Consider the following 21,340-nt stretch of genomic DNA (forward strand, 5'->3'; position numbering starts at 1 on the left):
ACTAAACCTCACTTATTTTATTAACCATACACTCATTACCGAATAGAGTTGATGTAGATTTAATGGTTTACTTATATAATCTGAAGCGCCAGCAGATAAACATTTTTCCTTATCATTTGGCATTGCTTTAGCAGTTAATGCGATAATAGGTATTTCATGTAACCCTAAGTTCATTCGGATATTTTCCATCGTTTCATAACCGTCCATATTAGGCATCATAATATCCATTAAAATAAGGTCAATATTTGTATTGCTTTGTAGTATTTCTAAACACTCTATGCCGTTTTGGGCAGTAATAATGTTGGCATTTTGTTTTTTTAATGCATTTTGTAACGCAAATATATTTCGATGATCATCATCGACAATTAAAATTGTTTTCTCTTGGAAGACGTTATTTGTTTCTGGAGTAACGATAGTTTCTTCAACAACTTCAGCAGGAATAACATCTTCTATCGTTGCTGCGACTTCTAAATTGGATAACTGTATATCATGTAATCCATTTGGAAGGTTAGGAATATATACCGTGAAAGTACTACCTTCTCCTACATTACTCTCTAACGTAATCCAACCACCTAATAATCTCGCAAACTCTTTACAAATAGATAAACCTAATCCTGTACCACCATACTTTCGAATCGTTGCTCCATCTGCCTGTTGAAAGGCTTCGAAAATAAGTTGATGCTGTTCTTTAGCGATACCAATACCAGTATCTTTTACTGAAATTGTAATCCAATCTTTACTTATAGACTGCATATCATGACTCAAATTGGTTGTTTCTATCGAATCAAAATGTAAAGAAACGGATCCTTTTTCTGTGAATTTAAATGCATTGGATAATAAGTTTTTAATAATTTGCTCAATCCGTTTTGCATCTGTATAAAACAGATCAGGAATCGTATCACTGTCCTCAATAGTAAATTCGACATTTTTTTGTGCAGCTATATGTAAAAAGTTTTGATGCATATTGGCTGCCATGTCACTTATGTTCGTTGCCTCAAAAATGATGTCTAGTTTGCCTGCTTCTACTTTAGATAAATCTAGTATGTCATTAATTAAAGTAAGTAAGTCTTTCCCTGATGAATGAATGACAGTTGCTAATTCAATTTCATCGTCGGATAAATTGTTATCATGATTTTCTCTTAACATTTCAGATAATAGTAAAATACTATTTAACGGTGTGCGTAATTCATGTGACATATTTGCTAGGAACTCAGATTTGTATTTTGAGCTGCGTAACAACTCGCTTGCTTTTTCTTCTAATTCTGATTTGGTAATTTGTAAGTCAGCTGTCTTCTGCTCAGCCTCTTCAGTTCTAGACTCTAATTGTTCATTCGTTGTTCGTAATTCTTCTGCTTGCATTTGTAGTTCTTCCGCTTGCGTTTGCAATTCTTCTGATTGAACTTGCAACTCTTCTGTCATTGCTTGTGATTCATGTAAAAGAGTTTGAATTCGCATACGTCCCATAATGCTATGAATTGTTAAACCTAGATTATCAACGGTTTGTTGAATTAAATCTTGATGTAAATCTGAAATCTCAGTTACACTTACTAACTCCATTACTGCGATCACTTCATCCTCAAATAAGATAGGGATGACTAGTAGATTTTTAGGACGTATTTCTAATACTCCACTAGTGACATAACGAAACTCTTCGGGTATGTCACTGAGAATAAAACTTTTCTTTTCTAAGGCAGACTGTCCAATGAAACCTTCACCCATTTTAATGGATTGTTTTCCAATATCAGCACCTTGATCGGCGAAAGAAGCTTTTTTCACATAGTAGACAGTTTCTTCATATTCTTCACGTACATAAAATGCACCGCAAGAAGTTTGCGTTTTTTGTATGATGCCACTAAGAATTTTTTTACCTAACATCTCAATAGAAGATACACCTTGATACATTAAAATTAATTCTGCAAGCTCAGTTTGTAACCACTCTCTTTTTGATATTTCGTCTAGTAGGTGATTTGTTGTATGAGCAAGATCTTTTATTTCATCATGTGTATTTACATGAATTCTTTCCGTAATTTTTTCTTTAGAAGAAATGGATTTAATAGCTTGAATTACATTTTTAATCGTTTTTGTAATGGCATTCGAAATATAGAGTGAAACGATAATAGAAATACAAGAAAGTAAGAACAATAAACTGTATAACCAAATCTCTAATTTATTATTTTCAGTATCTAATTGTGCAGCTCTTTTTTTCGTTAGTTGCTCCTCAGTGCTCCGGAAGTTAGTTACCTGCGATTGTAATGATTGAATTTGAGTCGTGTCGATTGTTTGTACATTATTACTATTATTATTTGTAATGAGTGGGTGAATCTCTTTATTAATCCAACTAGTAATGTTTTCGTTAATCTGTTTTAATTTTTCTTGCTGAGAGGGGTTATCCTCTAATAAAGCAAAAAGATCTTGATAATGTTTTTCGTAATCCTTTTCCGCAGAGTTAAGGGATTGCACGTAAGTAGGGTTATTAGAAATGATAAACCCTTTCGCTTTATTTTCAATTGTTAGTAACTCTTTCTCCACTTGATTCGTTAAATTGAGAACTTTAAAATCGTGATCAATAATAAAATTACGAGATTTTTGTAAGCTGGAAATCTCATTGTTTAACATAATGAAAGAAACAAGTAAGAACAAAATGATAACTAAATAACCAGCCATAATTTTGTAGCGAATACTAAATTTTGCTTTCGAGTTCATTAAAAATTCCTACCTTCAAGGTTATTAAAACTTTTCTATTTTAAAGAATGAAAAACGTAATATATATTATATCAGTTTTCATAAGGTCAAACTAGAAATCCCCCTATTGTATTAGGGGGTTCTTTTTTAATAGAGGAAATCATTTTGAAATATAAAAACATATATGAAAGGTAGTAGACGAGGGAATAGAGGATAACAAACATTCTAAGAAGGGAAGAGTGTTTTTAAAGCTCTTTTTGCATCTATTCCTTCAAAAATAAATAATACAAGATCTCTCTTTTTTACAGTAAGGAAAAAGGATACTAGAGTGCTTAAGTTTTTAATAGAAGTAAGTGTTCCGTGTTTACTTATAAATACATTCGTTTGAAATGTTGTCATTAAAGCATAAAAATGATGAATCCGCGTTATTGTAGGTGTTTCATTATAAGAAATAGTAGTAGAGTGAATGGCGTTCATCGTAATATCCCTTTCCATATAGTAAGCATAACAATATAAACATACCCGTTTAAAAAAATGTTAAACATATAAATAAGAAAAAATATAATTATAGTTTTTTACGTTTAGAAAAGGTTAGGAAGGGTATACATATACTACAAAGAGATTAACTGAAGATGAATTGTAAGATGTCTATGTTTAGTAGATTAGTCTATCAAAATATACTTTTACTTTAAATAAAAAGGAGCCTGGTATACATGAATGAAATGATGATTAATATTACATTTGATTTAATTTACTTGTTAAGTAGTTCACTTGTAGTGCTTATACTATTCGCTTTTTTCGTAAATGGTTATGTTAATAAGAAGATTAGTGTATACAGAAATGAAGAAAAATAAAGATACATTATATAAAACTTTAGGAGGTTAATAGTTATGAATGTAGATAGAAAAATAGTAGGTGTTTTTAGAACAATTGATGATGCGGCACTCGTTATTAATGAATTAAATGAAAAAGGATACTCAGCAGATAACATTTCAGCTATTGCGAAAGATCAGAAGGAAATTGAACATCTGGAAGAAAAATCGGGTGAAAAAGTGAATAGCGAAACTGCACATAAAGCAGATATCTTTTCAGCGACAGGGCTTGTAGCTGGAGGTGTAGCAGGTGGACTCGGTGGTTTATTAACAGGTCTTGGTATACTTGCCGTTTCTGGAATGGGTCCAATCGTAGCAGCGGGACCGATCGCAGCAGCAATTGGAGGAGCTGGTATTGGCGGAGGAGCTGGAAGTTTAATAGGAGCATTTATAGGATTAGGAATTCCAGAAGAACATGCTAAAAAGTATGAAGAATATATTTACGATGGAAATATATTAATTTTAGTAGATGCAAAATTAGATAATAAGTTAGAAATCTATAAAATCTTTGATAAGCATCATGCTTATAACTCTGATTTCTTTAAATAAAATGTAAACAAAGTAAATATCGTTTTTTGATCTTACAAATTTGGCGCGGCCGAGGAGTCGTATGACTATAAGAGAGGAAGGGCTTATAGTAAAAGATCAAGTTCTATCATGCTATTTAAAAGGGAAGAGGTGTCTTTTCGTGATTGTAAAAATATTAAAGGATAGCAGTAATAGTTTCCTTTGTACAGTTCAAAATAAAAATGGAGACCAGTATGTGAAGAAATGGTTTTGTAAACATGAGAACAATGAAAAATTAGGACGACCAACTTTTAAAGAAGTAGAAAAGGACTGGAAAGAAAATAAAGAGTCGTTTATGTATCCTAATGTTAAAGCGCTTTATTAGAATGAAACATAATGCGCGTTTCATTCTTACAAAACTGTCACATTCCTGTAAGGTAATTCAATAGATTAGTTGTTTGTTCCGTGTCATAATAAAGACATAAGAAAGCTAATTAAAACTACAACTTATTAGGAGAGTGTCAGTCATGATTGTAACAACAACGTCTGGAATTCAAGGTAAAGAAATTATTGAGTATATCGATATTGTAAATGGTGAAGCTATTATGGGTGCAAATATTGTCCGCGATTTATTCGCTTCCGTTCGTGATGTTGTCGGTGGTCGTGCTGGTTCTTACGAAAGCAAGCTAAAAGAAGCTCGTGATATCGCAATGGATGAAATGAAAGAACTTGCAAAACAAAAAGGTGCGAACGCTATCGTTGGTATTGACGTAGATTACGAAGTTGTTCGTGATGGAATGTTAATGGTTGCTGTAAGTGGTACAGCTGTACGTATATAAGTAAATAAAAAACAGGCTCGCCCCTTGAAGTTTATGCTTTGAGGGGGTTTTTTATTTTTCTTTTGTTCATGACTAAAGTTAAAATAGAGAAGGGCCGATGTACTAGCTCGCTTATTTCAAATGTAGTATATTATTTCTTAAGAAAAAGCAAGTAAATGGAAGTTTTTGTATTTAAAGAAGGTGTTAATTTTATGACAAATAATAAAATTGCTATTTGAGGTACGAAGAGAATTAGTGGTATGAATAATTTTAGAAAGTGTATAGTTAATAGAAATAAACGATGGAGTATGTAAAGAGTTATATTACATAAAATTTATTATGAATGGAGGCGGTTACACTATGTTTTGGTTAGGATGTTTTTTAGGATACATTGTAGGTTCTATTATTACATGTGCGCTACTTTACTTTGGATATAGATCCAATGAAAATAAAAAAGCGGATATGCAAAAAGGGGAGGAGAGAAAAATCAATAAAAGAGGTGTATAGTAGGCGAAAGGTAAGGTGATAACATTGATGCAAAAATAAAGGACAGTTACATATTTCATATGATTACTATGTACTGTCCCGCTTATTCCTTTTGGATTAGGAAAAATTGTTTCCTGTCTTGCTGTAAAATTCATAGGCGAAATATCCAAATAAATAGCCTATTCCAGCTCCTAAACTAACTGAAAGCAGGGCGAAGTTCGGGAAAAATATACCGAAAATCAAACCGATCATACAGCCAACAAGCATTCCTATAGGTATTAAACTGTCTAATAACAGTTGAGCCTCTTTTGATTTTTTCTTACCTAATGTGCCGTTGTCATATTTATGTTTAAGCCTTCCAATTACATAGACTACAATTCCCCCGACTATTAAAACAGGCGCAATTGCCGTGAGTAACCACATGTTAGAATCTCCTTTCGCTTTTTTAATTAAATTACATAAGCTACTTAAAATTCTATGCTACTAAATGGATTGATAGTTGAATGTACTCAATTTAATAATTCGTTAAAAAAACTTTCCCTTTCGTTTTTTCAGCAGACTGCACAATATCAACCGCAGCTCTTACATCCACTAAGTCATATGTAGAATGTACTTTCATAAAACGTAATTGCTCATTTTCTACTAAGCGAATTAAATGACGAAACGTTTCTTGCCATTTATAAGGTGACACTTCTTTATTCCAATGTCGTAAATGAAATATGTTCGCGTGCACTTTTGCTTTCGTGACAATCTCTGCCCAGTTTACTTGTATTCCCGACAGAAGTCCTATAGTTAAAAAGTGCCCATTGGGACGTAAGGAGAAAGCTAATTCATTTCCATCCGGTCCCCCAATAGAATCAATCGCAGCGTCTGCACCTCTGCCGTTTGTTAATGTCATAACTGTTTCATAAAGCGGGGCAGTCGAAGTATCAATTATATGATGAGCGCCAAGCTGAAGTAATTCGTCTGTATGTTTACTATTTCTTGTCACGGCAATGAGTTGGAAATTTAAAATTTGCGATAACTGCGCAAAAAGATGCCCGATAGCGGATCCACAAGCATTCACTAACAAAACATCATTCCGTTGTAAGTTTAGCGTTTCCGTACATGTAACCCAAGCCGTAAGGGGATTAATATACATTTGTGCCGCGGTAAAATCATCGATAGAATCGGGAATAGGGACTACAAAATCAGCCGATGTTTTCACATATTCTTGCCAAGTACCTTCCCCGCGTAACGGTAACACACGTTTACCGATGAGGTCTCTAGAAACAAAAGCTCCTACATCTTCTACAATACCAACACCTTCATAACCAGGTATGTTAGGTAAAGGGATTCTATGTGCGTACGCTCCGGTTATTGGAATTAAGTCAGATGGATTAATCGGTCTAACTAGCATACGGACGAAAACTTCATTATCTTTCAGTGGTTCTATATTTTTATATTCAACTTGTAATACGTCTTTTGGATTGCCAAACTTATGAAATTGAATGTGTTTTCCACGCAAGATAGATGTTCCCCCTTAGTTTGATTGAGTTTATTATAGCATTTTTGGTTTGGTTGGTTATTTTGTTAATGATAAATAGGGTTTGTACAATGGTAAGTAAAATAGATTTTAATTTACGTATTTATCAGAATTTTATAAAATGTGTATATAACTATGAAATGGGGGGGATTTCTTCATGTGTACTAGTTTGACGTTACAAACTAAAAATTTCCAACATCTTTTTGCGAGAACAATGGATTTCACATTAGATATGAATCAGGAAGTAATAATCATTCCTCGGCGTTATCAGTGGAACAATATAACTGGTGAAACAATCCGAACGAAAAAGGCTGTTGTCGGAATGGGAATTAATTTTGGAGGAAGGGTCATGATGGCAGACGGAGTAAATGAAGCTGGTATGACATGTGCAACTCTCTATTTCCCAGGATTCGCTACTTATAGTAGTCATGTAGATAGCAATAAAACGAATGTAGCACCATTTGATTTTGTGACTTGGAGCCTCACGCAGTTCAATTCTGTTGAAGAATTAAGAAAATCTATTGATAGCATTGCCTTTATAGATGTGCCATTACCAATTTTAGGGGTTACTCCACCGCTACATTGGATTTTAGCAGATAAATCGGGAGAATGTATTGTACTTGAGCCGACAGCTGATGGAATAAAAGTGTATGACAATCCAATAGGAGTGATGACTAATAGTCCGGAGTTTAGTTGGCATTTACAAAATTTAAGACAATATATTGGTCTTAAATCGCAGCCATTTGCGCCAACGGAGTGGGGCGATGTACCATTAAGTGCTTTTGGCCAAGGTTCAGGATCGATGGGACTTCCTGGAGATTTCACACCGCCATCAAGATTTGTACGGGCAGCGTATGGCAAACAAAACATTCAAGGTATAGAGAACGAAGAAGAGGGTATATCGGCTATTTTTCATATTTTATCGAATTGTGAGGTTCCTAAGGGGGCAGTAATAACAGAAGACGGTATATTAGATAATACGATCTATACAAGTGCAATGTGTATGGAGTCTGGAACATATTATTACCATACTTACGATTGTAGACAAATTATAGCCATTCATTTATTCAATGAAGATTTAGATACAGCTGAGATTAAAACGTATCCGTTTCAGCGGAAACAAAAAATATTTTATGAAAACTGAAGCGCCCCTGAAAAAGTGAGACTAATAAAAACACCTCCATTTAATTTGCATACTTAGTATGCGAATTTAGGAGGTGTTTTTTATCATTTACCAATATTCAGGTTTACTTCTTGCTATTCTATTAAGCCGAAGCTCTCTTCATTCTCTCAAGTAAACTAGACAACACATGCGTACGATAAGATTCTAGTTTTTTACCTTCATAAGTACGGATACCTAATTTTTTAAGTTCTTTTACATACCAACCTTTGCTTCCGAAATACATGTGATCGCTCCCCTTCAACTTTGTTTTTATTTATCCTGATTGCATATGGAGGTACAGGAATTATAATGAAGGAAATGAATTTCGCGCGAAAATGGTTAACTTTGTTGCAAAAGACATATATACTAAAGATAGTATACAACGAGGTGGACAAGACGTGATTATAGAGAAGCACGAAATTCAAATTGACCAAATTACTAGCGGTAAAGTGAATATCTTTACTTTCTATAGAAATAGAAAGCAAATTGATGATCATTTTTTACGATTGCAAGAACCATCGCTTACAGCAAACTACTTCTTCCATTTTCATTTTGATGCAGAGAGCTTGCATCTACTGCAGAAAGAGTTTCCGAGCGTATATCCGTACGACGGTAGTGAAACGATTCACGACTGGACGGAAAAGATGAAAGCTGAATTGCAACATCAGATCCAAACAGGAAAATGGAATAAACGCGTACGTATCGGTAATCGCATTCTAGATGTGGTGTTTACGTGGTGTGACGAAGATATAGTAGAGTGAAAAAGAAGCGGATGACGCTTCTTTTTTTTAGCGCTGGAATAAAACGAGCTTACCTGCAGTAGATGTACAGCGATGTGTTTTTTCATACAATCCTTTTTCTTGTAAGATAGATTCACCTTTTGCTTTTGCTTCTTTTTCAGTTGCCGCCTCGAATGATTCGTCTAATGCTTTTGAACCATCTTTTTCAAAGACTGTTAGAACGTATACTCCCATGAAAATTCCCTCCAATAATTAAAATCAGAATCTTATAATTATTTTGACATAAAACGCTACAATATGCAAAGAAATATATGACATTGCGTGGTAAAATAGAATGAAACTTTACTCATCGAGAATATTTTTATTCTCGATGAGTATTAGTTTTCAGCGATTTTAATTTTAATAAAATGAAACTTTTGAAAGATAGAAAGGATCGTTATTTGTGAAACAAGTAAAGTTTATACATGCGGCTGATTTGCATTTGGATAGTCCGTTTAAAGGGATGGAGATGAATGTTGCGCAGTCTGTTTGGGAGAGAATGAAGCAAAGTACGTTTGAATCATTTGAGCGTATTGTTGATAAAGCGATTCAAGAGCGCGTTGATTTCGTATTACTAGCTGGGGATTTGTATGATGCGGAGACGAGAAGTTTGAGGGCGCAAGTGTTTGTGCGTGAGCAAATGAAGAGACTTTCGCAGTACGATATCCCTGTTTTTATTATTCACGGTAACCATGATCATTTAGGGGGAAGCTGGGCAGCAATTGAGTTTCCGGAAAATGTTCATGTATTTACTGAGCCTTATGTAGAAGAGAAATCATTTTATAAAAATGGTGAGCTATTAGCTTCTATTTATGGTTTTAGTTATTTGCAGCAAGCGGTAACGGATAATATGACAGCGCAGTATACGAAAATGAGTGATGCGCCTTTTCATATTGGCATGCTTCACGGAAGTGTGGAAGGAGATGCAGAGCATAATCGCTATGCACCGTTTCAAATTCGTGAGTTGAAAGAAAAACAGTTTGACTATTGGGCTCTTGGCCATATACATAAACGTGAAATTTTATCAGAAGAGCCATACATTATTTATCCAGGGAACATACAAGGTCGTCATCGTAAGGAAACAGGCGAGAAGGGTGCGTACCTTATTGAACTTACGAAACAAGGAACGCAATGTTCATTTTTCCATACGGCAGATGTTGTATGGGATGAGATTGAAGTTTGTATTGATGGACTTGAAACTGTTGATGAACTTATGACGAGCCTATCTACTGCGATGAATGAATGCAGAAGAGAAGAGGAAGGGACGCTTTTAACTGTCGTATTCACAGGGCAGGGCCCACTTTCTCCTTATTTGCGTGACGAAAAGCGTGTGGAAGAGATTTTTCACATTTTAGCATCTGGCGAAGAGCGAAAAGATTTCGTATATGCAATGAAGTGGAAAAATGAGACGGTTTCTTTTGCAGAAATCGAACGTTTGAAAGCAGAAAATCATTTCGTCGGTAGTGTGCTAAAGGAGTTAGAAGCTTTCAGCAATATGGACGGCGTATTGCGCACCATTTGGACATCTCCTGTAGCGCGTAATAGTATTGAATCTTTTACAGAAGAAGAGAAGAAAGAGATTCAAAAGGAAGCAGAAAATATTATTTTAGAGCAATTATTCCAGCAAGAGAGGGATAAAAAATGAGAATTGAAAAACTCCATATTTATGGGTACGGAAAATTAGAAAATGTGGAAATGGATCTTTCATTGCTGACGGTGTTATACGGTGAAAATGAAGCGGGGAAATCGACAATTCGCTCATTTATGAAAAGTATTTTGTTCGGTTTTCCGACGAGAGGACAGCGCCGTTATGAGCCGAAAGAAGGCGGGAAGTATGGCGGCGCGATGACTGTGCAAACAGAGCAGTACGGTCGTTTGAAAATTGAGCGATTGCCAAAGACGGCAGCTGGCGAGGTGACCGTTTATTTTGAAGACGGGAAAACGGGCGGAGAAGAAATTTTAAACGATATATTAAGCGGGATGAATGAAAGTTTATTTGAATCTGTCTTTTCATTTGATATGCATGGTCTTCAAAATATTCATCAGCTAGGCGAAGCGGATATTGGCAATTATTTATTTTCGGCAAGTGCAGTCGGAAGTGATGCGCTATTGCAGTTAGATAAAAAGCTAGAAAAAGAAATGGATCAGCGCTTTAAGCCGAGCGGGCGTAAACCAGAAATTAACGTGTCACTGCAAGAGATGAAGAAACTTGAAGAGAAGATGAAAGAGTGGCAAGGAAAAATTGGCACGTATGAAAAACAAGTAGAGCAGTTAAAAGAAAGTGAAGAGAAGCTTGCTTCTGTTCGCGTGGAGAAAGAGAGTGCAGAAAAGCGAAAGCAAGATTATGAAATATTAGCAGCGCTTGAGCCACTCGTTATTGAAAAACGTGCGCATGAGAAAGTGTTAGAGAACGAGAGCGGGCAGTTTCCTGTAAACGGAATGGCGCGTTATGAAGCAATGAAGGCGAAGATGGAGCCGCTTCAATTACAAGTTGATTCGCTCCACAAGAAAATTGAGACAGTGCAATCGGAAATTGCCTCGATTCAAATAGATGAAGAGTTTTTACAAAAAGAAAGTTATGTAGAAGAACTTCGTATGCAGCATATGTCTTACGAAAATGCACGCCAAGAAATGCGTGATATGAGCGGGAATATTACGAATATAAAAGAAGAAATCGCAGAACTAGAACAACAAATTGGTACTACTTTTGAAAAGGAAACAGTTCTTTCATTTGATATGAGTTTGGCAACGAAAGAGTTAATTACGCAAACAGTGCAAAAGGCGCGCGAATTAGAAACGCAAAAAGCACAGCTCGATGATCGTTTTAAAGTAGCGCAAGAGCAATTAGAAGAACAAGAAGAAAATATAAGACAGATTAAGAAACAAATGTTAGTGGATGAAGAGAGAAATGTGTTAGTTGAGAAAGAGAAATCGTTCCAAGATGCGGCGTTTATCGGTATGGGCGCAGAGAGAATGAAGCGCAAGTATGAGGAAAAAGCAGGAGTAGCTAAGCAAAAGAAAAAGCAGTGGCAAAGAGTTTGTCTTCTGTTACTTCTTATTAACACAGTCGTTTTATTCACGAGCTTATTTATAGACAATCGCCCGCTCTTATTTATTAGTGTCATTATTTTTGTAGGGATTGTTCTTGCCCTCATTTTATATAAAAATCCGTCAAGTGGATTACAAGAAGAGCTCCTTACACTTCAGCAAAGTGCCGGCGGGAGACAAAGTGAAGAAGCGATGTCTGTTCGCTATCAGTTAGAAAAAGATGAAGAGATACGTAAATTATTTGAGCGCGAGTCTTATAAGTTACAGCAGTTGGAACGAGCGTATGATAAAGTCGTTTCATCGTATGAGGAATGGGAGAGAGAAACGTTCCAGGCGGGAGAACAAGTCGATGCATATAAAGCGCGCTATATGTTTCCTGAATTTTATACGTATGCACACATATTGCCGGCGTTTGAGCGTATTGAAAAAATGCAGCAATTATATCGTGAATTAGAGAAACAAGGCACGCGAAAATCTTCATTATATGAAATGATTTCGCAATTTGAACATAAACTAGAAACTGTTATCGGTAGTGCGGAGTATAGTAAGCTACACGAGGCACAAAGCCGTATGCAAAATGAGAAAAAGAAGCGCCAAACTTGTAAGCAGTTAAAAGAAAAACTGGCGGAATGGCAAGAAGAATATGAGTTTATGCAAGAACAATTAAAGCAATTACTAATAGAACGAGATGGTTTATGGCATATTGCAGCGTCTACAGATGAAGAGATGTTTTTAGAAGCGGGTAAACTAGCGGAAAACCGTGAAGATGCAGAGAAACAAGTGGGGCGTTTATTACCGCAAATTGATCTGTTAGAACAACGTTTAACGAGTTTATCATTAGCTGAACATTACGAAGCTGACGGTTATGACGGAAAATTAAAGCAAGAACTGACAGTCGTGCAAAACTGTCTGGCACAAGAGAAAGAACTGACAGAGCGTATTGCGAAACATCGTATGGAAATTGCGAATTTAGAAGAAGGTAGTACGTACGGCGATTTAATGCATGAATGGGAAATGAAAAAAGCGCAAGTGCGTGAACAAGTGAAGAAGTGGGCTGCTTATGCGGCCGCAAAAACGGTGTTAACGAAAACGAAGCAATATTATCATGAAGTACATCTTCCTCGTATTTTACAAAAGTCAGAAGAGTATTTCGTCTATTTAACAGGCGGACGATATAGTAAAATCTTTTCACCGTCAGAGTCAGAGCCGTTTATTGTAGAGCGTAACGATGGTATGCGTTTTTACAGTCATGAACTAAGCCAAGCGACAGCGGAGCAGTTATATTTATCGCTGAGATTTGCACTAGCAAAAACATTTGAGCATGATTATCCATTTATTATTGATGATAGTTTCGTGCACTTTGACGCGGTAAGGACGAATCGAACGATTGAACTTATAAAGGAAATTGCAAAGGATAGACAAGTCATATTCTTTACATGTCATGCGCATTTACTCGCGTATTTTACAGAAAAACAGATTATAAAATTAACACATATGCGTAAAGAAAATGAGTTGTAGTGTGCTATACTAAAAGTAACTGATTTGGTGGAGGAATTCGAATGAAAAAGAAAATTGCAGAGTATGAAGTTGGTGAACAAGTCGATATTTTCTTGTTAATTAAAACAGCGACAAAAGGTATCGCAAGCAATGGAAAGCCATTTTTAACAGTAATCTTACAAGATCCAAGTGGAGATATTGAAGCAAAATTGTGGGACGTATCACCAGAAGTTGAGAAACAATATGTAGCGGAAACAATCGTGAAAGTAGCTGGAGATATTTTAAACTACAAAGGACGTATTCAATTACGTGTGAAACAAATCCGTGTTGCGAATGAAAATGAAGTAACAGACATCTCAGACTTCGTAGAAAAAGCACCAGTGAAAAAAGAAGATATGGTTGAGAAAATTACGCAATACATATTTGAAATGAGAAACCCGAACATTCAGCGTCTAACAAGACATTTATTAAATAAGCATCAAAATGAGTTTTTAGACTATCCAGCAGCGACAAAGAACCATCACGAGTTCGTATCTGGACTAGCTTATCACGTCGTATCAATGCTTGATTTAGCGAAAGCTATCTCAAATCTATACCCATCGTTAGATAAAGACTTACTATATGCAGGCGTTATTTTACATGACCTTGGTAAAGTAATCGAACTATCTGGCCCAATTTCTACAACGTATACGTTAGAAGGAAATTTACTAGGCCACATTTCGATTATGGTGAACGAAATTGGTAAAGCGGCAGACGAATTGCAAATCGATGCAGAAGAAGTATTAATTCTTCAACACATCGTCCTTTCTCACCACGGAAAAGCAGAATGGGGTAGTCCAAAACCACCATTAGTAAAAGAAGCAGAAATTCTGCATTACATCGATAACTTAGATGCAAAAATGAACATGATGGACCGCGCATTAGGACGCACAAAACCAGGCGAATATACAGAACGTGTCTTTGCTCTTGATAATCGTTCGTTCTATAAGCCGTCGTTCCATAATTAATAGTGTGAATTGAATGGCCTCATTAAGTGTTAATACGCTTAGTGGGGCTGTTGTATAATGATAATAAAGTTATTGAATTTTGATTATTAAAAAGCTAAGAGCCTTACTACATTCTACGTAGCAAGGCTCTTTAAAGTTGTTTCAAATTACATCCATCTGTTCGTTCAAGTGTAACTATTCGCAATCATTTGATATTATACAGGTGAATAGAAAGATACATTAAAATTAGTTTCGTAGTTGTAAAAGGAGGTTATTTATATTATTCTCTTATAATTTTCCAAAAAGGAGAGTTTATGAAAAAGATTATTGTTTTTGTATTAACGATATTTATATTATTCTCAGGATTTGCAACACAAAGTTATGCGTTGTCAGATTCGCAATCTGCGGCAATACAAGCGTTGCTAGATGATGCCTGTCGTATATCAGGTGTGCCGGGAATGTCAATCTCAATACTTGCTGATGATGAAGTGTTCTACTTTTCTTCAGGGTATGCAGACCGTGAAAAGGGGTTGTCTGCAAGTGAAAATACACTCTATGAGTTAGCCTCGGTCAGTAAAGCTTTTACCGGTATGGGTATTATGCTATTGGAAGAGCAAGGGCTGCTTTCAATGACTGACCCTGTCCAAAAATATTTACCTTGGTTTACATTAAAGTATCAAGGGAAACCTGTTGATATGCAAAGTCTTACACTAAATAACTTTCTTCACCATACCAGTGGTCTAACAAATATTAGGCATCTTCAAAATATTCCACAAGGCAATACACCGGATATGTTGCAAAAGACTGTGGAAATGCTCGTGGATGCTGAATTGGCGTTCCCTCCCGGTGAACAGTATAACTATGGAACCGTTAATTATGACGTATTGGGTTTGGTTATTGAGATTGTGTCGCGACAAAGCTATGAAGACTTTATGAAGGAACAGGTATTTCAACCGTTAGGTCTTCACCAGACGTATGTTTATAAAGAAGCTGCTCAAGCCACTGGACAGTTGGCACAGGGCTACCGTTCTTCCTTTTTTATGACAACTCCATTTAAAACTCCGGATTATGCTGGGAATAAACCCGCAGGCTACATCATTTCTAATACAAAAGATATGGCGCGTTGGATGGGCATACAGATGGGGATCGTGCAGGACATACCCGAAATATTTCACATGGTTATCGAAAAATCACATAGGGGTGATATGTCTGTTTCGGCTGTCAACGGTATGTATTATGCGGCAGGCTGGTCCGTAAACGCCGAACAAACGATTATAGAACACACTGGGGGCAATCCAAATTTCAGAACCGAAGTAGTCATACTGCCAAATGAACGAACAGCCGTCTCCTTGCTGAGCAACGGCGCAAATACCAATACAAACATGGTACTAAAAGTTAAAGATATATTAGAAGGCAATCTAACTCAGTCATATGAAATAAGCGGCACACAGCTTTTGGATATCATTTTGTCGTCTATCACAATTATTCTTTGCCTATTGGCCGTTTTGCTATTTCTCTTAGGATTACGCAGAAGGAGAACGAATGAGCGGCAGCCAATGACAAAAAAGAGAATAACCGTAACAGTTATTTTCCTGACCGCTACGATTGCCCTGGGTATACTGTGCTGTGCTTTCGATTGGTCAACAATACTTATGTGGCAAACATATAGTGTTCTTACAGCTTTGATTTCGTCAGCATTATTAACAGCAAGTATTACATGGTTTGTATACACTCACCGATAAAATACCTCGCTCCCAAGATAAGCATAATGTTAAGTCATTAAAGTCCGATTGGTGAGGGCTGATAATCAGTGGGGGGTGAAGAAAACCCCCACTGATTAAAGTTTCACTTTATTAAAAATGAAATAAAATAGTTAAGAAGTACGCATGGGTGTAACGAAGAACTAATAAAACATATCTTGCCACTAGAATGGGGGCATACCAACTTTTAAATTGAGTACCGCCAGCATTTCAGAAAAAATATGTTAAGCAAAAAATACAATAAGCTGTCCATATGGGCAGCTTATTTACATAATTCTCGATATTGGAAGTTGATTAATATCAGTTCATTTGTTTTTCGCAAGGAGTTATTTTGTTCGTTCAAAGATAATATCAAAGTAATTCGCGTAACCCATAGTTGGTGGCGCAAATAGTTGATTTTATAGGGGGAAAACCTGTAACTAAAGCCTAACATAGGTTTTTTTGTTTAAATTTTGCTTAATTCTCACTAGTAATTAACTAAAAATTTAGAAATCGTTATATAATGAATTTAATTTAAAATTAGGAGTGATTAAATTGCCAGATATGATAAACCTCGTTCTTTTCATCATTATAGCGAGGTGTTAAAACTTCTAATAGAAAGCATATTCGATTAAGAAAGAAGGGGTAGTTATGAAAACTAGTGAAGAAACGCATTGGCAAAGGTTTAAACGTAAGAGTAAATCCCCGAAAGAGTGGTTAAAGAAAGTATACGAATTTTTTATTAATGAACACGTATGGGATGCTATCTTTAAAGTGTTCCTTAAACTAGTATGGGCAGTAAAAGGTATGGGGAAAAGCTTGAAACGGGTAATAGAAAACATATTCAATTAAATTCTATTCTTTCATAATTTCCTCATACGATCGATAATTTCCAATAAATTTGTTTTATATAATGGAGTGTGAATACGACAGTTGATACAGCAATGGCTATAATACCTATATGTGCGTAAAAATTGAAGTAATCATATTTCTGGAAGAAAAATTCAAGGACAGGAAATAAAAGAGTAAGACTAGCAATTAATATTAATTGTTCTTTTTTCATTATCATGCCTCCTTCTTTGTATAATTCAGCATTGATAGAAACAATTCCTATATGAATATCCTATACATGATCAGTTAACATAACGTCCTATTATCGGTAGCAAGGAAAAAGGAGGAACCCTACTCTCACAAGGAAACCTCCTTTTTTGTTCTATCAATCTATGCAATTTTTTATACATTCCTATTCTGGTGCGGTTTTAGGGTTCTTGTCTGTTATTGGATTAACGAAAAAACTGTATAAAATCTCGTATACTCTTAGCGTGTTTTTTTCAAAAATGCTGGCGATATCTCACATCCATAAACTTATGAATTTTATAATGTCCTCAAACCAAGAATTTCTCGTGTTTTTAGTCCAAAATGTTATTTAACAAAAAAATATCTCGAATTTGAGATAAATCACTTGCTTTTTAATCACTTGAGGTGTAAAGTGATAGTAACGAAAGCGATTGAGTCATATGAAAACATACACTCAGTTGTTTTCGATTAAAAAACAAAGTAACTTATACAGTAAAAACTAAGATGAATTTACAAAAACATAATTAAGAATAAATTGAAAAGCTAAAAACCATATTAGTTGTGGGAAATGTTATTTTTTTAGTTGTCACTTGACTAGTAAAACGAAACGGAGGAATAACCAATGTATGAAATTAAAGGGCATCATCACATTTCAATGGTTACGAAAAATGCAAATGAAAATAATCACTTTTATAAAAACGTGCTTGGCTTACGTCGTGTGAAAATGACAGTAAACCAAGATGATCCGTCAATGTACCACTTATTTTATGGAGATAAAACAGGAAGTCCAGGTACGGAATTATCATTTTTTGAAATTCCATTAGTAGGAAGAACATATCGCGGTACGAATGCGATTACTCGAATTGGATTACTTGTTCCTTCAGAGGATAGCTTGCATTACTGGAAAGAACGCTTTGAAAAATTTGATGTGAAACATAGTGAAATGACAACATATGCAAATCGTCCTGCTTTGCAATTTGAGGATGCTGAAGGTCTTCGCTTAGTACTACTCGTTTCAAACGGGGAAAAAGTGGAGCACTGGGAAACTTGGGAGAAATCAGAAGTTCCTGCAAAGCATCAAATTCAAGGAATGGGTTCTGTAGAACTGACAGTGCGTAGACTTGATAAAATGGCGAGTACACTTACAGAGATGTTCGGTTATACAGAGGTTAGCCGAAATGATCAAGAAGCAATTTTCCAGTCCATTAAAGGAGAGGCTTTTGGAGAAATCGTTGTGAAATATTTAGATGGTCCTACTGAAAAGCCGGGCCGAGGCAGCATTCACCATTTAGCAATTCGCGTGAAAAACGATGCAGAGCTTGCTTATTGGGAAGAACAGGTGAAACAAAGAGGCTTCCATTCTTCAGGAATCATCGACCGTTTCTATTTTAAAAGCTTATATTTCCGCGAATCAAACGGAATCCTATTTGAAATTGCAACAGATGGCCCAGGATTTACAGTTGATGGAGATGTGGAACATTTAGGAGAAAAACTTGATTTACCACCGTTCTTAGAAGATCAGCGTGCAGAAATTGAAGCGAATTTAGCACCGATTGAAGAGAAGTAATAGAAGAAAATATACAACTTTAACATATAAATGAAACCCATTGGAGGAATATAAAATGAACCAATTAAAAGGAATTCACCACGTTACAGCGATTACAAGTAGTGCAGAAAAAAACTATGAGTTTTTCACTCACGTTTTAGGAATGCGTTTAGTTAAAAAAACAGTAAACCAAGATGACATTCAAACATATCATTTATTCTTTGCAGATGATAAAGGTAGTGCCGGAACAGATATGACATTTTTTGATTTCCCGGGTGTTCCGAAAGGAGTACACGGTACAAATGAAATTTCAAAAACTTCATTCCGTGTTCCAACTGATGCAGCGTTAGCATATTGGGTAAAACGTTTTGACCGTCTTGAAGTAGAACATACAGGAATTAAAGAGCAATTTGGTAAGAAAACTCTTTCTTTCGTTGACTTTGATGATCAACACTATCAATTAATCTCAGATGAACTTGATAAAGGAATCGAATCAGGTACACCATGGCAAAACGGGCCAGTACCATTAGAATACGCAATTACTGGTTTAGGACCTGTATTCATTCGTATCGCAAACTTTAGCTTCTTTAAAGAAGTGTTAGAAAAAGTTTTATTATTTAAAGAGATTGCGCAAGAAGGAGAATTCTATTTATTTGAAGTGAACAAAGGCGGAAACGGTGCCTCTGTCATCGTAGAACATAATACAGTTCTTCCTGAAGCACAACAAGGTTTTGGTACAGTGCACCATGCTGCATTCCGCGTAGAAGATCGCGCTGTATTAGAAGAATGGATTGAGAGAATCAGTAGCGTAGGACTTCCTTCATCTGGCTATGTAAACCGTCACTTCTTTGAATCATTATACGCAAGAGTTGCACCACAAATCTTATTTGAATTTGCAACAGACGGCCCAGGATTTATGGGAGATGAGTCATACGAAACACTTGGCGAAAAATTATCTTTACCTCCATTCCTAGAGCCAAAACGTGAAGAAATTGAAAAATTAGTTCGTCCAATTGATACAGTGAGAAGTACGAAGGAATTTATTAAAGAGTAAAAATAGAGATAGTAAGTAGGAGAGCAAGTAGTTTTAGCGGAGTGCTGGAACTGCTTGCTTTTTTATTTGGGTAATTATCAAAGTGGATAATCTTCATAAAATAATTAATGAATTGTCAGTTAATTATTGAGAAATATTTATTTGTAGGATGATCGGAATAGATATTTGAATTTTCTGTTATTATTTGTAGAAGAGTACATAACAAATGATTAGGAGGGGTTTCATGATTACATCTACTACAAACGAAAAACTGACGCAGCTATTGAATGAATGGTATCTAGAGATTAGATCTAGACGTATAAGTAATGCAGAACGTCTAAAACAAGAAATTGATTTTAAATTTACTAAACTAAAAAAAGAGACTGGAGAAGGTTTGCAGGACCAAAATCTATTACTTTATTATTATTTGCTAGAATTTCGATATAACTATTTAATAGATAATCTAGGCTTATCTCAAGAGAGTTTTAACAAGATAGATTCGTTTGATCAACCAACAGATAATTTTTTAACTTATTATTATCACTTTTTTAAAGCAATACATGCTAGTGAGTTAGGAAATTTTCATCTCGCTAAAGAACATTACGAAAAGGCTGAAAGTTTTTTGAAGTATGTTCCTGATCAATTAGAAAAGGCTGAATTTTATTATAAGTTAGCTACATTTCATTATGATACACAACAAGCTTTGGTATCTATTAAACATGCAACGAAGGTAAAGGATATGTATTTAAATCATGATGGATATGAATTAAATGTAGCTTTTTGTGATAATATTTTAGGCTTAGCCTGTATGAACTTAAAGGAATGGGAATTAGCTGAAGAGCATTTCACAGCTGCTATGGATCAATTCCAAAAAATTGGTGAAGAAAAATTTATTATTATGGTTCGTCATAATTTAGGATGGATGTATTCTACGCAAAATTTATCTGCATTGGCAATTCGTTATCTTACTGAAGTAGTAGAAAAATCTCCCCAACATTATAAAGCTCTTTATGTAAAAGCAAAAGAGCATTACAAGTTAAAAGAGCATGAGATTGCAAATAAGCTTATAGAAAAAGGATTGAAGATTTGTAGAGATTCGAAAATTGAAGGATATCAACACCATTATGAAATTTTAAATGCATTAAATCAAGGTGTAAAAGCGGAAGAATTAGAGGACATTATTCTTAGAGGAATTACGTATTTTGAAAGAGAAGAGTTATATGATTATACTCAGGAGTATCAGGAAAAGTTAGCAGTAAAATTTTATGAAGAAAACCTTTGGGAAGAGGCAAGTAAGTATTTTTATTTTAGTAAAAAAGCAAGAGAAAAACTTTTTGATAAGGGGGCTTTAAAATGAAAAAAGTGGTAATTAAATTATTAGGGATTGTAACAGTATTTACACTGACTTTAGGGGTGTATAGTTCAACAGATCATCAAAAAAGTCCAACACTAATGAAAGCTGAACATGGTGATTATGGTGGCTAAAAGAGAAAAAGGGATCTCACAATGAGGTCTCTTTTTTCTTTTTAGTTGTAAAACAATTGACTTACTTTAAATGTGTAACTATAATAGTTACATAATAA

General features: G+C 35.3%; 23 protein-coding genes. 16 read left to right on the forward strand and 7 right to left on the reverse strand.

All coding sequences use genetic code 11. The annotated features are described in order from the left end of the window. Window positions 1-12 precede the first annotated feature (12 nt). Window positions 13-2,703 carry an ATP-binding protein gene (locus MHH55_RS21370; protein WP_071739516.1) on the reverse strand — a complete coding sequence of 897 codons (2,691 nt, stop codon included), beginning with the start codon at window positions 2,701-2,703 and terminating at the stop codon, window positions 13-15. A gap of 204 nt (window positions 2,704-2,907) precedes the next feature. Then, a complete protein-coding gene (locus MHH55_RS21375) occupies window positions 2,908-3,159 on the reverse strand; it encodes a hypothetical protein (protein ID WP_071740563.1) in 252 nt (83 codons plus the stop codon). Between the two features lie 236 nt (window positions 3,160-3,395). On the opposite strand from MHH55_RS21375, the gene MHH55_RS21380 reads away from it, so the two are divergent. The 5 genes from MHH55_RS21380 (at window position 3,396) to MHH55_RS21400 (ending at window position 5,386) form a co-directional block, all read left to right on the forward strand. Further along, on the forward strand, window positions 3,396-3,536 hold the full coding sequence (locus tag MHH55_RS21380) for a hypothetical protein (RefSeq protein ID WP_001004569.1): 141 nt from the start codon (window positions 3,396-3,398) through the stop codon (window positions 3,534-3,536). Window positions 3,537-3,572: 36 nt separating this feature from the next. Beyond that, window positions 3,573-4,103, forward strand: a complete 531-nt coding sequence (locus tag MHH55_RS21385; RefSeq protein ID WP_001100102.1) for a general stress protein — start codon at window positions 3,573-3,575, stop codon at window positions 4,101-4,103. A gap of 139 nt (window positions 4,104-4,242) precedes the next feature. Next, window positions 4,243-4,446, forward strand: coding sequence for a DUF4028 family protein (locus tag MHH55_RS21390; RefSeq protein ID WP_002197481.1), 204 nt, complete (start codon window positions 4,243-4,245; stop codon window positions 4,444-4,446). Between the two features lie 142 nt (window positions 4,447-4,588). After that, window positions 4,589-4,900 (forward strand): YbjQ family protein, encoded by a 312-nt coding sequence (locus tag MHH55_RS21395; protein ID WP_000637510.1) that lies wholly within the window; start codon window positions 4,589-4,591, stop codon window positions 4,898-4,900. Between the two features lie 339 nt (window positions 4,901-5,239). Then, window positions 5,240-5,386 carry a hypothetical protein gene (locus MHH55_RS21400; protein WP_000498628.1) on the forward strand — a complete coding sequence of 49 codons (147 nt, stop codon included), beginning with the start codon at window positions 5,240-5,242 and terminating at the stop codon, window positions 5,384-5,386. Between the two features lie 96 nt (window positions 5,387-5,482). Here the strand turns inward: MHH55_RS21400 and MHH55_RS21405 are convergent, their stop codons facing one another. Then, entirely contained in the window at window positions 5,483-5,788 is a 306-nt protein-coding gene (locus tag MHH55_RS21405; RefSeq protein WP_000266566.1) for a hypothetical protein, read from the reverse strand. Between the two features lie 91 nt (window positions 5,789-5,879). Beyond that, a complete protein-coding gene (locus tag MHH55_RS21410; RefSeq protein WP_078186730.1) occupies window positions 5,880-6,872 on the reverse strand; it encodes a zinc-dependent alcohol dehydrogenase family protein in 993 nt (330 codons plus the stop codon). Window positions 6,873-7,047: 175 nt separating this feature from the next. On the opposite strand from MHH55_RS21410, the gene bsh reads away from it, so the two are divergent. Then, on the forward strand, window positions 7,048-8,034 hold the full coding sequence (gene bsh, locus MHH55_RS21415) for a choloylglycine hydrolase (protein WP_000337598.1): 987 nt from the start codon (window positions 7,048-7,050) through the stop codon (window positions 8,032-8,034). Window positions 8,035-8,155: 121 nt separating this feature from the next. On the opposite strand, the gene MHH55_RS21420 is transcribed toward bsh, so the two are convergent. Continuing rightward, window positions 8,156-8,296, reverse strand: coding sequence for a YflJ family protein (locus tag MHH55_RS21420; RefSeq protein ID WP_000273537.1), 141 nt, complete (start codon window positions 8,294-8,296; stop codon window positions 8,156-8,158). 154 nt (window positions 8,297-8,450) lie between these two features. On the opposite strand from MHH55_RS21420, the gene MHH55_RS21425 reads away from it, so the two are divergent. Beyond that, on the forward strand, window positions 8,451-8,813 hold the full coding sequence (locus MHH55_RS21425; RefSeq protein ID WP_000582785.1) for a hypothetical protein: 363 nt from the start codon (window positions 8,451-8,453) through the stop codon (window positions 8,811-8,813). 27 nt (window positions 8,814-8,840) lie between these two features. On the opposite strand, the gene MHH55_RS21430 is transcribed toward MHH55_RS21425, so the two are convergent. Next, window positions 8,841-9,026: a YhzD family protein gene (locus MHH55_RS21430; protein WP_000539552.1), complete on the reverse strand. Its 186-nt coding sequence runs from the start codon at window positions 9,024-9,026 to the stop codon at window positions 8,841-8,843. A 208-nt stretch (window positions 9,027-9,234) separates the two neighbouring features. Here MHH55_RS21430 and MHH55_RS21435 point away from each other — a divergent pair, with 208 nt between their 5' ends. The 5 genes from MHH55_RS21435 to MHH55_RS21455 all read left to right on the forward strand — a co-directional run bounded on the left by MHH55_RS21435 (window position 9,235) and on the right by MHH55_RS21455 (window position 16,953). Further along, window positions 9,235-10,476, forward strand: a complete 1,242-nt coding sequence (locus MHH55_RS21435; protein WP_074555668.1) for a metallophosphoesterase family protein — start codon at window positions 9,235-9,237, stop codon at window positions 10,474-10,476. Further along, the gene (locus MHH55_RS21440; RefSeq protein ID WP_078186731.1) at window positions 10,473-13,397 is read left to right on the forward strand and encodes an ATP-binding protein; all 2,925 of its coding nucleotides are present in this window, start codon (window positions 10,473-10,475) and stop codon (window positions 13,395-13,397) included. The genes MHH55_RS21435 and MHH55_RS21440 overlap by 4 nt, the downstream gene beginning before the upstream one ends. Window positions 13,398-13,438: 41 nt before the next feature. Continuing rightward, window positions 13,439-14,383, forward strand: a complete 945-nt coding sequence (gene yhaM, locus MHH55_RS21445) for a 3'-5' exoribonuclease YhaM (protein ID WP_000726638.1) — start codon at window positions 13,439-13,441, stop codon at window positions 14,381-14,383. A 293-nt stretch (window positions 14,384-14,676) separates the two neighbouring features. Beyond that, window positions 14,677-16,104, forward strand: a complete 1,428-nt coding sequence (locus MHH55_RS21450) for a serine hydrolase domain-containing protein (protein ID WP_078186732.1) — start codon at window positions 14,677-14,679, stop codon at window positions 16,102-16,104. A gap of 648 nt (window positions 16,105-16,752) precedes the next feature. Then, window positions 16,753-16,953 carry a hypothetical protein gene (locus tag MHH55_RS21455; RefSeq protein ID WP_000858032.1) on the forward strand — a complete coding sequence of 67 codons (201 nt, stop codon included), beginning with the start codon at window positions 16,753-16,755 and terminating at the stop codon, window positions 16,951-16,953. A 22-nt stretch (window positions 16,954-16,975) separates the two neighbouring features. On the opposite strand, the gene MHH55_RS21460 is transcribed toward MHH55_RS21455, so the two are convergent. Next, window positions 16,976-17,164: a hypothetical protein gene (locus MHH55_RS21460; RefSeq protein ID WP_000712159.1), complete on the reverse strand. Its 189-nt coding sequence runs from the start codon at window positions 17,162-17,164 to the stop codon at window positions 16,976-16,978. 636 nt (window positions 17,165-17,800) lie between these two features. On the opposite strand from MHH55_RS21460, the gene MHH55_RS21465 reads away from it, so the two are divergent. The 4 genes from MHH55_RS21465 to MHH55_RS21480 all read left to right on the forward strand — a co-directional run bounded on the left by MHH55_RS21465 (window position 17,801) and on the right by MHH55_RS21480 (window position 21,242). Next, a complete protein-coding gene (locus MHH55_RS21465) occupies window positions 17,801-18,745 on the forward strand; it encodes a ring-cleaving dioxygenase (protein WP_000272977.1) in 945 nt (314 codons plus the stop codon). A 55-nt stretch (window positions 18,746-18,800) separates the two neighbouring features. Then, the gene (locus MHH55_RS21470) at window positions 18,801-19,778 is read left to right on the forward strand and encodes a ring-cleaving dioxygenase (protein WP_001072569.1); all 978 of its coding nucleotides are present in this window, start codon (window positions 18,801-18,803) and stop codon (window positions 19,776-19,778) included. Between the two features lie 223 nt (window positions 19,779-20,001). Further along, window positions 20,002-21,114 carry a response regulator aspartate phosphatase gene (locus MHH55_RS21475; protein WP_000633311.1) on the forward strand — a complete coding sequence of 371 codons (1,113 nt, stop codon included), beginning with the start codon at window positions 20,002-20,004 and terminating at the stop codon, window positions 21,112-21,114. Then, on the forward strand, window positions 21,111-21,242 hold the full coding sequence (locus tag MHH55_RS21480) for a hypothetical protein (RefSeq protein WP_000758182.1): 132 nt from the start codon (window positions 21,111-21,113) through the stop codon (window positions 21,240-21,242). Before MHH55_RS21475 ends, MHH55_RS21480 begins: the two co-directional genes overlap by 4 nt. The last annotated feature ends 98 nt before the right edge of the window (window positions 21,243-21,340 follow it).

The organism is Bacillus sp. FSL K6-2944 (assembly GCF_038005385.1).
Classification (GTDB): Bacteria; Bacillota; Bacilli; order Bacillales; family Bacillaceae_G; genus Bacillus_A; species Bacillus_A cereus.